This is a genomic window from Rhizobium sp. N324 (assembly GCF_001664485.1).
GTDB lineage: Bacteria > Pseudomonadota > Alphaproteobacteria > Rhizobiales > Rhizobiaceae > Rhizobium.
Genome location: NZ_CP013630.1, coordinates 267,306 through 280,385 on the forward strand (window position 1 = coordinate 267,306; position 13,080 = coordinate 280,385).

General features: G+C 63.2%; 12 protein-coding genes. 8 read left to right on the forward strand and 4 right to left on the reverse strand.

The genetic code is table 11. The features are described 5' to 3' along the window. Positions 1-11 precede the first annotated feature (11 nt). From AMK05_RS01260 to AMK05_RS01280, 5 genes are all read left to right on the forward strand, one after another. Positions 12-1,289, forward strand: coding sequence for an AAA family ATPase (locus tag AMK05_RS01260; RefSeq protein ID WP_064835828.1), 1,278 nt, complete (start codon positions 12-14; stop codon positions 1,287-1,289). A gap of 31 nt (positions 1,290-1,320) precedes the next feature. Next, positions 1,321-2,796, forward strand: coding sequence for a CpaF family protein (locus tag AMK05_RS01265; protein WP_064835829.1), 1,476 nt, complete (start codon positions 1,321-1,323; stop codon positions 2,794-2,796). A 5-nt stretch (positions 2,797-2,801) separates the two neighbouring features. After that, positions 2,802-3,809, forward strand: a complete 1,008-nt coding sequence (locus AMK05_RS01270) for a type II secretion system F family protein (RefSeq protein WP_064835831.1) — start codon at positions 2,802-2,804, stop codon at positions 3,807-3,809. A 15-nt stretch (positions 3,810-3,824) separates the two neighbouring features. Next, positions 3,825-4,811 carry a type II secretion system F family protein gene (locus tag AMK05_RS01275; RefSeq protein ID WP_064835833.1) on the forward strand — a complete coding sequence of 329 codons (987 nt, stop codon included), beginning with the start codon at positions 3,825-3,827 and terminating at the stop codon, positions 4,809-4,811. 75 nt (positions 4,812-4,886) lie between these two features. Then, positions 4,887-5,519: a LysE family translocator gene (locus AMK05_RS01280; protein ID WP_064835835.1), complete on the forward strand. Its 633-nt coding sequence runs from the start codon at positions 4,887-4,889 to the stop codon at positions 5,517-5,519. A 7-nt stretch (positions 5,520-5,526) separates the two neighbouring features. Here the strand turns inward: AMK05_RS01280 and AMK05_RS01285 are convergent, their stop codons facing one another. After that, complete coding sequence (locus AMK05_RS01285; protein ID WP_064835837.1) at positions 5,527-6,363, reverse strand: tetratricopeptide repeat protein; 837 nt, start codon at positions 6,361-6,363, stop codon at positions 5,527-5,529. 143 nt (positions 6,364-6,506) lie between these two features. Between AMK05_RS01285 and AMK05_RS01290 the strand changes: the two genes are divergently transcribed. The 3 genes from AMK05_RS01290 (at position 6,507) to AMK05_RS01300 (ending at position 9,289) form a co-directional block, all read left to right on the forward strand. Next, positions 6,507-7,898, forward strand: coding sequence for a leucyl aminopeptidase family protein (locus tag AMK05_RS01290; protein ID WP_064835839.1), 1,392 nt, complete (start codon positions 6,507-6,509; stop codon positions 7,896-7,898). Positions 7,899-8,057: 159 nt separating this feature from the next. Further along, positions 8,058-8,408 (forward strand): MarR family transcriptional regulator, encoded by a 351-nt coding sequence (locus tag AMK05_RS01295; RefSeq protein WP_064835841.1) that lies wholly within the window; start codon positions 8,058-8,060, stop codon positions 8,406-8,408. A gap of 23 nt (positions 8,409-8,431) precedes the next feature. Continuing rightward, entirely contained in the window at positions 8,432-9,289 is an 858-nt protein-coding gene (locus AMK05_RS01300; RefSeq protein ID WP_064835843.1) for a C40 family peptidase, read from the forward strand. 6 nt (positions 9,290-9,295) lie between these two features. Here the strand turns inward: AMK05_RS01300 and AMK05_RS01305 are convergent, their stop codons facing one another. The 3 genes from AMK05_RS01305 to AMK05_RS01315 form a co-directional block, all read right to left on the reverse strand. Further along, entirely contained in the window at positions 9,296-10,144 is an 849-nt protein-coding gene (locus AMK05_RS01305; RefSeq protein ID WP_064835845.1) for an ABC transporter permease, read from the reverse strand. Between the two features lie 3 nt (positions 10,145-10,147). Then, positions 10,148-11,095, reverse strand: a complete 948-nt coding sequence (locus tag AMK05_RS01310) for an ABC transporter permease (protein WP_064835847.1) — start codon at positions 11,093-11,095, stop codon at positions 10,148-10,150. Between the two features lie 349 nt (positions 11,096-11,444). After that, complete coding sequence (locus AMK05_RS01315; RefSeq protein WP_064835849.1) at positions 11,445-12,974, reverse strand: ABC transporter substrate-binding protein; 1,530 nt, start codon at positions 12,972-12,974, stop codon at positions 11,445-11,447. Positions 12,975-13,080 lie beyond the last annotated feature (106 nt).

Below are 13,080 nucleotides of genomic sequence, written 5' to 3' on the forward strand. Positions count from 1 at the left end.
GGAACGGGACGATGAGCGCGATCGAATACGAAATCAAAAATCCGAGCGAGCTTCGCCACGCCGAAGAGGCAGTGCGCATGGCGGATCTGGAAAATATGCGGCCGCTGCCGCGCATTTCCGTGCATGCCTTTTGCGAGAGCGAAGCGCTGCAGCAGGTCATGGAACGCTGCGCCAATGACCGGCGTATGGCGAAGGTCAGTATGCGCATCACCAGCGGCGGCATCGCCGCTGCCGCCAATATGTTCTCAGGCGCCCCGACGCCGAACCTGATCATCCTGGAGACCAAAGCGAATTCCGGGAGCCTGCTCGGTGAACTGGCGCCGCTCGCCGCCGTTTGCGATCCGACGACCAAGGTGGTGATCGTCGGCTATTACAATGATATCGGGCTCTATCGCGAACTCATCCGCAACGGTATTTCCGAATATATGGTCCAGCCCGTCGCGATGCCCGATATTCTGGCGTCGATGGCTTCGATCTTCGTCGATCCCGAAGCCGAGCCGCTCGGCCGCAGCATCGCCTTTATCGGCTCGAAAGGCGGCACCGGCGCTTCGACCATCGCGCATAATTGCGCCTTCGGCATTTCCAACCTCTTCTCCACCGAGACGATCCTGGCGGATCTCGACCTGCCCTATGGCACGGCGAACATCGACTTCGATCAGGATCCGGCGCTCGGCATCGCCGAAGCGGTCTTCGCGCCCGATCGTCTCGACGAGGTCTTCCTCGACCGTCTGCTGACGAAATGCTCCGCGCATCTCTCCCTGCTGGCGGCACCCTCGCTGCTCGACCGCGCCTATGATTTCGACGGCCATGCTTTCCAGCCGGTGCTCGATGTCCTGCAGCGCAGCGCGCCCGTCACCGTGCTCGACGTTCCACATGCATGGTCGGAATGGACACGCTCGGTGCTGTCGAGCGTCGACGAAGTGGTCATCACCGCGGTTCCCGATCTCGCCAACCTGCGCAATGCCAAGAACATGCTGGATGCGTTGCGCAAGATGCGGCCGAACGACAAGCCGCCGCATCTCGTCCTCAACCAAGTCGGCATGCCGAAACGCCCGGAGATTTCACCGTCGGATTTCTGCGAGCCGCTGGAGATCGATCCGATCGCGATCATCCCCTTCGACATCAATCTTTTCGGCAACGCTGCCAATAGCGGCCGGATGATCTCGGAGGTCGACCCGAAATCGCCGACGGCGGAGACCTTTTCGCAGATATCGCACGTCGTCACCGGCCGTGTCGCGATAAGGAAGGCGAAGAAGGGCGGCCTGCTGGGCCTCCTGAAGCGTAAATAGCAAGCAGAACAAGCAGATTGGATTAAGCGGCATGTTTGGAAAACGCGGAAATGAAGGTTCCGGAAAGGTCGGAGGGGCAATTGCTCCCCCGCCGCCGGCTCCGGCTGCCGCCCCTGCGGCCGCTGCTCCCTCCATTCTGGTCGAACCCTCGCGTGAGCCGGCACGCCAGCAGGTGACGCCACCGCCGATGCAGACGCCGCAGCGCAAGCGCCCTGTTCGCACCGACGAATATTACGACACCAAGGCGCAGGTCTTTTCCGCGCTGATCGATACGATCGATCTCTCCCAGCTTTCCAAGCTAGACGGCGAAAGCGCGCGCGAGGAAATCCGCGACATCGTCAACGACATCATCACCATCAAGAACTTTGCGATGTCGATCTCCGAGCAGGAAGAACTGCTCGAGGATATCTGCAACGATGTGCTCGGCTACGGTCCGCTGGAGCCGTTGCTGGCGCGCGACGATATCGCCGACATCATGGTCAACGGCGCCGGCCAGACGTTCATCGAAGTCGGCGGCAAGACGATCGAATCGGAGATCCGCTTCCGCGACAATGCGCAGCTTCTCTCGATCTGCCAGCGCATCGTCAGCCAGGTCGGCCGCCGCGTCGACGAATCGAGCCCGATCTGCGACGCCCGCCTGCCCGACGGCTCGCGCGTCAACGTCATCGCGCCGCCGCTGTCGATCGACGGGCCGGCACTCACCATCCGCAAATTCAAGAAGGACAAGCTGACGCTTGATCAGCTCGTCCGTTTCGGCGCGATCACGGCTGAGGGTGCGACCGTGCTGCAGATCATCGGCCGCGTGCGCTGCAATGTCGTCATTTCGGGCGGCACCGGCTCGGGCAAGACGACGCTGCTGAACTGCCTCACAAACTATATCGACAGGGACGAACGCGTCATCACCTGCGAGGATACGGCAGAACTGCAGCTGCAGCAGCCGCATGTCGTACGCTTGGAAACACGCCCGCCGAATATCGAAGGCGAGGGCGAGATTACCATGCGCGATCTCGTCAAGAACTGCCTGCGTATGCGCCCCGAGCGCATCATCGTCGGCGAAGTGCGCGGACCTGAAGTTTTCGACCTGCTGCAGGCGATGAATACCGGTCACGACGGCTCGATGGGCACCATCCACGCCAACACGCCGCGCGAATGCCTGAGCCGTATCGAATCGATGATTGCCATGGGCGGCTTCACCCTGCCGGCAAAGACGGTGCGCGAGATCATCTCCAGCTCGGTTGATGTGATCGTCCAGGCGGCGCGCCTTCGCGACGGTTCGCGCCGCATCACTCAGATCACCGAGGTGATCGGCATGGAAGGCGACGTCATCATCACCCAGGACCTGATGCGTTACGAGATCGAAGGCGAGGATGCCGGCGGCCGCCTGATCGGCCGGCATATGTCGACCGGCGTCGGCAAGCCGCATTTCTGGGATCGCGCCCGCTACTTCAACGAGGAAAAGCGTCTTGCCGCCGCCCTCGACGCGATGGAAGCGAAAACGAAGGATTAGGCGAGATGTTCGGGTTCGATCCGATAGTGCTGGCAATTGTCGTCCTCGCCGCCGTCGCCGCGGCGGCGGTCGCCTATGCGCTGATGTATTCCCGGATCGAGGCCGACAAGAAATCGGCAAGCCGCATCGACCGCGTCAAATCGGCCGAAAGCGACCGGGTGAAGGTCAAGGCTGCCCGAGACCGGGTGCAGGAAATGTCGAAGCGCCGGAAATCGGTGCAGGACAATCTCAAGGATCTGGAAAAGCGCCAGCACGAAAAGACCAAGAAGACCCTGTCGATGAAATCTCGGCTGGTGCAGGCCGGTCTGGCGGTCACGGTCGGGAGATTCTATCTGATCAGTGCCGTCTTCGCCTGCGTGCTGCTGCTCATGGCCTTCATCATCGGCATGTCGCCGATGGTGATGATCGGTATTGCCGTCGTCGCCGGTCTCGGCCTGCCGCGCTGGATCGTCGGTTTCCTGATCAAGCGCCGCCAGAACAAGTTCCTCAACGAGCTCCCCAATGCGCTTGACGTCATCACCCGCTCGATCAAATCGGGCCTGCCGCTCAACGATGCGATCCGCCTCATCGCCACCGAAGGCACAGAGCCGGTCAAGAGCGAGTTCCGGCGGGTGATCGAGGCACAGCAGGTCGGCCTCAGCATTCCCGACGCCTGCGCCCGCATGACGCTCCATATGCCGCTCCAGGAAGTGAACTTCTTCGCCATCGTCATCGCCATCCAGTCACAGGCCGGCGGCAATTTGTCGGAAGCGATCGGCAACCTCTCCAAGGTGCTGCGCGAGCGCCGGAAGATGAAGGCCAAGGTCTCGGCGCTTTCGATGGAAGCCAAGGCGTCGGCGGTCATCATCGGTGCGCTGCCCTTCATCGTCGCGACCCTCGTCTATCTGACGTCGCCAAGCTACATGATGATCCTTTTCACCGATCCGCGCGGACACCTCATCATGGGTATCTCGGCGATCTGGATGTCGATCGGCATCTTCGTCATGCGCAACATGGTCAATTTTGACATTTAGCCGGAAGGACGCACCATGTCGCAGGACCTTGCCGCAACCCTGACCAATCCAAGCATGCTGATCGCGCTCCTCGTGGCGATCGCGGTCTTCGCCACGTTTTATACGATCGCCGTCCCCTTCTTCGAACGGGGCGATCTCAACAAGCGTATGAAAGCCGTTTCGACCGAGCGCGAGCAGATCCGCGCGCGCGAACGCGCCCGCATGAACACCGAAACCGGCGCCGGCAAGGCATCGCTCCGGAGCCAGAACAATCGCTCGGTCCGCCAGATCGTCGAGCGCTTCAACCTGCGCAAGGCGCTCGTCGACGAGAATACGGTCAACAAGCTGCGTGCTGCCGGGTTTCGCTCGGAGAATGCGCTGAATACTTTCCTGGTGGCGCGTTTTCTGCTGCCCTTCCTTTTCCTGGCGCTTGCCACCTTCTGGGTCTTCGGCCTCGGCAATCTCGCCGACAGGGGCACGCCCATCCGCGTCTTTGCCGTTATCGGCATCGGCTATCTCGGCTTCTACTCGCCGAACATCTATATCTCGAACCGCATGGGCAAGCGTCAGCACTCGATCAAACGTGCCTGGCCGGATGCGCTCGATCTGATGCTGATCTGCGTCGAATCGGGCATCTCGATCGAGGCGGCGATGCGTCGTGTGTCGGAAGAACTCGGCGAGCAGTCGCCGCCGCTTGCCGAGGAGATGGTGCTGACCACGGCCGAACTCTCCTTCCTGCCGGATCGCCGCGTCGCGCTCGACAATCTTGCCACGCGCACCCAGATCGAACTGGTGCGCTCGGTCACCCAGGCGCTGATCCAGGCCGATCGCTACGGTACGCCGGTGGCGCAGGCGCTGCGTGTCCTCGCTCAGGAAGGGCGTGACGAGCGCATGAACGAGGCGGAAAAGAAGGCGGCCGCCCTGCCGCCGAAACTGACGGTGCCGATGATCCTGTTCTTCCTGCCGGTGCTGATCGCCGTCATTCTCGGCCCGGCCGGCATCCAGGTGTCGGACAAGTTCTGAGGCTTGCCGCCGTCTAAACCGGTTCCGATTTGAGGAATAATGCAGTAGTCTTCGATCCCTCACGAGGGGTCTGGAATGTCTTCCGCAGGCGTTTTCATCAGCATCATGGCAGCTCTGGCGGTCGGCGCGATGAGCCCCGGCCCGAGCTTCGTCGTCGTCTCCAGGATTGCCATTTCGCGGTCACGGCTGGACGGTCTTGCGGCCGCACTCGGCATGGGCGGCGGCGGCGTGGTTTTTGCCGTGCTGGCGCTCGCCGGTCTGACGGCGCTGCTCTCGCAGTTCGAATGGCTCTATATCCTGCTCAAGGTCGCCGGCGGTGCCTACCTCGTCTATATCGCCGTCAATATCTGGAGAGGCGCTGCGCAGCCGCTGGAAGTTTCCGAAGCCGGCGATGGCCATCGTGCACCGAGGCTGAGCTTCACGACTGCGCTTTTGACCCAGCTCAGCAACCCGAAGACGATCATCGTCTATGCCAGCCTCTTTGCCGCGCTTCTGCCGAGGGCGGTGCCGCTCGGTCTGATGATCGCGCTGCCGCTCGGCGTCTTTGCGGTGGAAGCGGGGTGGTATTCGATCGTGGCGTTGGCCTTTTCGGCCCGCCATCCGCGGCGGCTCTACCTCGCGGCGAAGAGCTGGATCGACTGGGCCGCCGGTGCCGTCATGGGCGGCCTCGGACTTCGTCTTATACTTTCAGGCCTGAGCGCCCGCTAAAGCATCGTCAGTTGGTGTTGCCGGCGTCTGCGGCGCCCGGCGTCTTGTCCTTGGCGGCAAGCTTCTGCCAGGAGTTCTGCTGCGAGAGCATGCCGCGGAGATAGGCGACATTGGCATCGGCCTGCTGCGGCGAAAGTTCGCGCCGCGCGATCTGCTCGGCCTCCGGGAAACGTCCCTGCAGGCCGACGACGAGCGCAAGGTTCTGCCTGACGCGGCTGTCGGCGGTGGGCTGGCCGGCGGCCGAGCGCAGATAGGTTTCGGCGGTGCGCAGATCGCCGGTCAGCACATAGGACATGCCGAGATTGGAAAGGATGGAGGGCTCGTTCGGCTGGATGTCGAGTGCGTCGCGGTAGCGCTGCCGGGCATCGCTTGCCCGGCCCATCTGGTCGAGGATCGCGCCTTCGGCCGAAATCAGCTTCCAGTCCGGACGATCCGGTGTCTGGGCGCGGCCGATCGTGTCGAGCGCCTGCTGGAATTGGCCGGCCGCCGCCTGCGCCTTGCCGTAGGCGGCCAGCACATTGCGGTCGGCGGGATTGCTGATCGCCACCTGCTGCATCACGGCGAGCGCCTGCGCATCACGGCCGTTCATGCGCAACAGATTGGCATAGCTGACACCGGTGACCGGATCGCGCGGGTTCTTTTCATAGGCCTGACCGAGGCGGTCGGTTGCCGAGCGCAGCTCGGTGGCGTCCATCTCTTCGACCGGCTTGGTAAGCTTCGGCACCGAGCCAGTGGTCATCCGATCCTTGGTCGTCGAGCAGCCGGCAAGTGCCAGGACGAGCAGCGATGCGGCAGCACCCCGCAGGAGACGATGGGTGAATGTGGTGGTGAGCGAGGCCGGCATGATGCGTTCCCTGGATTCCGAAATCGGCGCCTGACCTCGAAGCGGAACAGGGAAAGGTTTGACGCAATCTTCGCTCCAGCAATAGTCTGTTAACCCTAACAGACCGTTAAGGAGTGATTCCTTACGACCGCCGAAGGACAATCATGGCCCCCTATCAGTTTATCGAGAGACCGACCCCTTTCAACACGAAGGGCGGTTCGACGCTGCCGATCTTTGCCGTCACCCCTGCCCATATCGAGACCGGCACGATCGATCCGATCGCGCTCGATTGGGCGCAGAGGGCGGGCTACAAGGCCGAAAGCGGGTCGCTGCTGCTGATCCCGACGGCCGAAGGCCATCTCGGCGGCGCTCTTTTTGGCCTCGGCACCAATCCGTCCGAGCAGCCTTACATTACCGGCAGGCTCGCCCGGGCGCTGCCCGCCGGCGACTGGCACATCGAAACCGCACCGCTGACGGCAAATCGTCTGGCGCTCGGCTTTGGTCTCGGCAGCTACCGTTTCGACCGCTACAAGTCTGAAAAATCGCCGGCGGCGACGCTGATGATCCCCCGCGATGCCGACAGTGCCGACATCAAGCGCCAGCTCGCCGGCGTCTTTCTCGCCCGCGACCTCATCAATACGCCGACCAATGACATGGGGCCGAACCAGCTCGAAACCGTGTTCCGTGGTTTGGCTGCACATTACAAGGCAGAGGTATCGGTTATCACGGGCGACGATCTGCTCGAGCAGAATTTCCCGCTGGTTCATACCGTCGGCCGCGCCAGTGCCGATGCGCCGCGCCTTCTCGAACTGCGCTGGGGCAAGAAGGGCCATCGCAAGGTGACCCTTGTCGGCAAGGGCGTCTGCTTCGATACCGGCGGCCTCGACATCAAGCCCGCCGCCTCCATGCTGCTGATGAAGAAGGACATGGGCGGCGCGGCGAATGTCATGGGGCTCGCGCTGATGATCATGGACGCCAAGCTGAAGGTCGATCTGCGCGTCATTGTCCCGGTCGTCGAAAATGCGATCTCCTCCAATGCCTTCCGCCCCGGCGACATCTATAAGAGCCGCAAGGGTCTGACCGTCCAGATCGACAATACCGATGCCGAAGGCCGTCTGATCCTTGCCGATGCGCTTGCCTATGCCGACGAAGAAGAGCCCGATCTCCTGATCGACATGGCGACGCTGACGGGCGCTGCCCGTGTCGCGCTGGGTCCGGATCTCCCGCCCTTCTTCACCGACGACGCCAATCTGGCGCATGACCTGACCGAAGCGAGCCTGGAAACGGACGATCCGATCTGGCGGCTGCCGCTCTATTCCGGTTACGACAAGGATATCCGCGCCAAATTCGCCGATCTCACCAACGCGCCGGCCGGCGGCATGGCGGGAGCGATTACCGCGGCCCTTTTCCTCAAGCGTTTCGTCGGCAAGACGAAGAGCTGGGCGCATTTCGACATTTACGGCTGGGCCCAGTCCGAGCGGCCGCATTCGCCGGGTGGCGGTGAAGCACAGGCAATCCGCGCGCTCTTCCATCATATCCGCGAGAGCCTGCGCTGACGGTGCAAACGAGGGCTGAGGGGGCGGTCGCATCTTGCCCGCGCAGCCGATCGTTAAAATTTTATTCACCCTGCCGGGCGGCAATTCCTGCCGCCTCTTGCATGTCCATGGCAACTGCCGGAAAATGAAACGTTAGCGTAACGATTTTCCGGAGGGGCCGTGCCGATCGAACTGACCGCCTCGCAGGCGCTGGGGCTCTGGCATGGCGTGGCACTCGATCAGGTCCGCCACGATAACCGCGATTTGACGTTGCGCCAGATGGCGATCCTGCTGCATATTTACCTGGTGCCGCCGCCGCATACGGTGCGCGGGCTTGCCGCGACGCTTGAGGTCACCAAGCCGGTCATTACCCGCGCCTTGGACACGATGGGCGAGATGGGCCTGGTCGACCGTGTGCGCGACGATGCCGACCGGCGCAGCGTGATCATCAAGCGCACGGTCGGCGGCGCGCTATACCTGGAAAAGCTCGGCGACCTCGTCCGTGATCAGGCCCGCCGGCTGCCGCTCTGAGAGGCCATCTGAAAGGAATAGCAATGACGATGCTCGACCGCCGCCTGCATGCCTATCGGCCGGATCTCGCTGAAGCGGGGCTCGAAGGCAAGGTGGAGGCGTTGCGCTTCGTCGAAGGCGCCCCGGCCCGCATAGCCGTTCCGGTCGCGGCCTTGCGCCCCGAACCCGACCTAGCGCGTGGCATCGATACCGAGCTGCTTCTCGGCGAGGGCGTGACGGTGTTCGATCGCGCCGACGGCTGGTGCTGGGTGAAAGCTGCCTCGGACGGGTATGTCGGTTATCTCTCCGCAGAGGCCCTGTCGCAAGGCCTGATGGCGCCGACCCATATCGTCACCGTCCAGCGCACCTTCCTCTATCCGGAACCGGAGCTGCGCAAACCCCACCGGGCGATCCTGTCCATGGGAAGCCGCGTCCATGTGGCCGGCGAGGCGGAGGCGCGCGGCAATCGCTATGTCGTGCTGGAGGATGGAACCGCGATCTTCGCCAAACACGTCCAGCCGATCGGCGGGCTCGATGGCGCCGATTACGTCGAGATCGCAGCCCGTTTCCTGGAGACGCCCTATCTCTGGGGCGGGCGCTCCGGCCTTGGCATCGATTGCTCCGGTCTTGTCCAACTGGCGATGCTGATGACGGGCAGAGATGCGCCACGCGATACCGACATGCAGGCAGCCGGTCTCGGCCGGCCGATCGACCGTTCCGAAAGCCGCCGCGGCGACCTGGTGTTCTGGAAAGGCCATGTGGCCGTCTTCGAGGATCCGGAAACCATCCTGCACGCCAACGGCCACAGCATGACGGTGGCGCGCGAGAATTTCGAGGCCGCCGTCAAACGCATCGGCTGGCTCTACGAGCAGCCGACCGGCTATCGCCGTCCGATCGGCTGATCAGGGTCACGCCTCGCGCGGGTCGAGCAGATCGCGCAAGCCGTCGCCAAGCATGTTGAAACCGAAGACGGCGAGCGCGATGGCAAGGCCAGGCAGGATCGCCAGCCAGGGCGCAAGCGCCAGATAGGTTTGCGCATCGGCCAGCATCCGTCCCCAGCTCGGCGCCGGCGGCGCCATGCCGAGCCCGAGGAAGCTGAGACCGGCTTCGGTCAGGATCGCCAGCCCCAGCTGAATGGCGCCATGCACAATGATCTGGCTGATGATGTTCGGCAGCACATGGCGCAGTGAAATGGTCAGGCGCGTATTGCCGAGTGCCTGCGCCGCCGTCACATAATCGCGGCTCCAGGCCTGCAGCGAGGTCGCAAGCGTCACCCGTGCAAAGACCGGGATCATGAAGACTGCGATCGCGGTGATTGCCGTGAAACGCCCGGGCCCGAGAAAGGCGCCGAGCACCATGGCCGACAGAATCGGCGGCAGCGCGAAGATGACGTCGCAGAGGCGCATCAGCAGCGCTTCGAAAGGACCGCGAATCGCCGCCGCAGAAATGCCGGCGATCGAGCCCAGCGTCCCGCCGACCGCAACCGCGGTGATGGCGATCGACAGCGAATTCCAGCATCCCGCCATCAGCATCGACAGCACGTCGCGGCCGAACTGGTCGGTGCCGAGCAGGCCGAAGGCAAGCGGCGGCTGCAGCTTATGGATGATCTGCATTTTCGCCGGCGGTAGCGGCGTCCAGACGAGCGACAGCAGCCCAACGGCGACCAGCAGGCCGATAATCGCGGCTCCGGAAATCAGGCTTATTCGCCGGCTAAGGGTGCGGCGGCCGGCAGTGGCGCTGGAGATGACGGGAGCCATGCCTCAAACCGCCTTTCTCATCCTGGGATCGATCGCGAGATAAGAGAGATCGACGATGAAATTCACCATGATGACGAGGGCGGCGAAGAACAGCACTACATCCTGCATGACGATGATGTCGCGCTGGGCGAGCGCCTGCAGCGCCAGCCGCCCGAGGCCGGGCAGGTTGAAGACGTTTTCCACCAACACCGCGCCGGCGACGAGAAAGGTGAATTGCAGCCCGATCATCGTGAGGATCGGGATCAGCGCGTTCGGCACGATATGCCGCCACAGCACGGCGCTACGAGAGAGTCCTTTGGCGACGGCAGTACGGGCAAAATCCTCATGCATCGTCTCCAGCACCGCCGAGCGCGCCACCCGCGTCAACACGCCGGCCTGCGGCATCGCCAGCGCGACGGCCGGCATGGCAAGCGCCTGCAACGCCGGCAGAAGGCCGGCACTCCAGCCCGGAAAGCCGCCGGCCGGCATCAGCCCGAGCATCGTCGAAAACAGGATGATCAGCAGCAGCGCTACCCAGAAGGCAGGCACGGCAATGCTGATCTGTGAAAACAGCGTGGCGATGACGTCGAAGGGACCGCCGCGGCGCGACGCGGCCAGCACCCCGAGCGGCAGGGCAATCGCCACCGAAAGCACGACCGCCGACAGCGCCAGCGGCAGCGTCACCGCCAGCCGCTCGACGATCAACCCGGCGACCGGGACGCCATAGGTGTAGGATTGGCCGAGATCGCCCGAAAATATGCCGGCCAGCCATCGCCCGTAACGCAGGATCAGCGGCTGATCGAGCCCGAGATCATGGCGCAGCGCCGCCAAGGTCTCCGGGCTTGCCGAAGTGCCGAGCATGATCGAGGCGGTATCGCCGGGTAGGAGATCCATGACGGCGAAGATCAGCAGCGAGACGATGAGGAGGGTGACGAGGAGGCCGGCGAAGCGGCGGGCGAGCAGGGCGATCATGCGGGCCGCGCTGCAGAGGTGGCTTTAAGTCGTGCATGATGGTCTCCCCACCACGCATTCGACGTGGTGCAGCCCTCACGCCATCCGCCCTCATTCCTGTCCTCGGGCTCGACCCGAGGGATGTCACAGGAATCCAGCCACGGCGCGTCTGCGCCGTGAATGACTGGGACCCAGGCAAGAGAGTCTCCTGCGCCCAAGGACTTGGGCGCGCTGGATTCCTGTGACATCCCTCGGGTCGAGCCCGAGGACAGGAATGAGGGATGGAGAGAGCGGCGACCGGCATTGAACGTCGCGCTGTCCGGCCTCCATTCGCTCATCTCGGTGCCTTTCGATCCGTTGGAACCCCGCCTCACTCCTCCCACGAAACCCCGGACAATACATTGGACGGCATCGGCTCGTTCTCCCACAGCCCCTTCAGCTTCCTGTCCCACACACCGAGTTTCGGCATGACGAAGAGGTAGAGCGCTGGCACGTCCTCGGCGAGGATCTTCTGCGCCTCGCCATAGATCGCATTCTGCGCGGTGGGATCGGTCGTCTCCTGCACCTTCTTCATCAGCGCGTTGAAGACGGGGTTCTTATAGTTGAAGTAATAGGGATCGCGCCCATAGATGTCGATGTCGAGCGGCTCGGCATGGGCGACGATGGTCATGTCGAAGTTGCGGTCCTTCATGATGTCCTGGACCCATTTCGCCGGAAACTCGGTCGGCTCGATGGTCATCGTCACACCGATCTCGGCAAACATCGCCTGCATCACCTCGGCGCTGCGCGGCGCATAGGCCATCTGCGGCGATTTGATCGTGAAGGTGAAGCCGTTGGGATAGCCGGCCTCAGTAAGCAGCGCCTTTGCCTTGCCGACATCGTAGGGAAGCACGTCGGTCATATCCTGATAGCCCGGATCGTTCGGCGTGTAGTGGCTGCCGATCGGCGTGCCAAGGCCCGACCACGCGCCGTCAATCACCGCTTTACGGTCGATCGCCATCATCAGCGCCTGGCGCACGCGTTTGTCGTCGAACGGCTTCCTGGCATTGTTCATGCCGGCGACGACCTTGAGCTCGGTATTGCCGATCCGGGTGACGAGCCTCGCATCGCCGTCGAAGGAACGCATCAACTCGGGTGCTGCAAATTCCGGAAAGGCATCGAGATCGCCCGATTTCAGCGCAGCCGCCTGCGCCTGCGGATCGGCGATGAAGCGGAAGGTCACCTTGTCGAGCTTGGCGGCCGCAGCCTTGTTCCAGTAGTCGGCATTCTTTTCCAACTCGACCTTGTCGCCCTTCGCCCAGCCGGCGAATTTGAAGGGACCGGTGCCGACCGGCGTCACCTTGTCGCCGGCCGCCGTCTTCGGCGCGACCATCACAGAAGCCGCCCAGCCGAGCCAATAGATCAGGCTGCCGGTCGGTGCCGAGAGATGCAGCACCAGCGTTTCGGCATCGGGCGTATCGATCGAGGCGATCGAGGCGAAGAAGCGCTTCTGCGGATTGACCGAATCGGCGCCGCGGGCGCGGTCGAGCGAAAATTTGGCGCTGGCGGCATCGAAAATCTCGCCGTCATGGAATGTGACGCCGGTCTGCAGTTTGAACGTATATGTCAGGCCATCGGGAGAAATCTCCCAGCTTTTCGCCAGCTGCGGCTGGACCTTGCCGGCTTGGTCGATGCTCACCAGTCCCTCGAAGACGTTCTGCCAGGTCACCTGTCCGATCGCCACCGGTGCCGCGACCGTCGGGTCGAGGCCGGTCGGCTCGACGCTCATGCCGAGAGTAAGGGTGCTCTTCGCCGCCTCGGCCGGCGCCATCGCCGCCATCATCAGTCCCGCCGTAAGCGCAGCCCTGAAGGAAATCTGCCGGGTAAAACGCGCCGACGGCGCGAAAGAAACCTTGATCATCGTGTCCCTGTCCGGCCACGCTTAGGGCGAAGGCCTTTCATCAATAGGCTGCGGCCTACTCCGTGCACACATTATGATGATTTTTAATGACCGGTGTAGCCAAAAT

Excerpts from the sequence above, each read along its gene's own strand:
- AMK05_RS01260 (WP_064835828.1), top strand. The coding sequence starts at position 12 with ATGAGCGCGATCGAATACGAAATCAAAAATCCGAGCGAGCTTCGCCAC.
- AMK05_RS01265 (WP_064835829.1), top strand. The coding sequence starts at position 1,321 with ATGTTTGGAAAACGCGGAAATGAAGGTTCCGGAAAGGTCGGAGGGGCA.
- AMK05_RS01270 (WP_064835831.1), top strand. The coding sequence starts at position 2,802 with ATGTTCGGGTTCGATCCGATAGTGCTGGCAATTGTCGTCCTCGCCGCC.
- AMK05_RS01275 (WP_064835833.1), top strand. The coding sequence starts at position 3,825 with ATGTCGCAGGACCTTGCCGCAACCCTGACCAATCCAAGCATGCTGATC.
- AMK05_RS01280 (WP_064835835.1), top strand. The coding sequence starts at position 4,887 with ATGTCTTCCGCAGGCGTTTTCATCAGCATCATGGCAGCTCTGGCGGTC.
- AMK05_RS01285 (WP_064835837.1), bottom strand. The coding sequence starts at position 6,363 with ATGCCGGCCTCGCTCACCACCACATTCACCCATCGTCTCCTGCGGGGT.
- AMK05_RS01290 (WP_064835839.1), top strand. The coding sequence starts at position 6,507 with ATGGCCCCCTATCAGTTTATCGAGAGACCGACCCCTTTCAACACGAAG.
- AMK05_RS01300 (WP_064835843.1), top strand. The coding sequence starts at position 8,432 with ATGACGATGCTCGACCGCCGCCTGCATGCCTATCGGCCGGATCTCGCT.
- AMK05_RS01305 (WP_064835845.1), bottom strand. The coding sequence starts at position 10,144 with ATGGCTCCCGTCATCTCCAGCGCCACTGCCGGCCGCCGCACCCTTAGC.
- AMK05_RS01310 (WP_064835847.1), bottom strand. The coding sequence starts at position 11,095 with ATGATCGCCCTGCTCGCCCGCCGCTTCGCCGGCCTCCTCGTCACCCTC.
- AMK05_RS01315 (WP_064835849.1), bottom strand. The coding sequence starts at position 12,974 with ATGATCAAGGTTTCTTTCGCGCCGTCGGCGCGTTTTACCCGGCAGATT.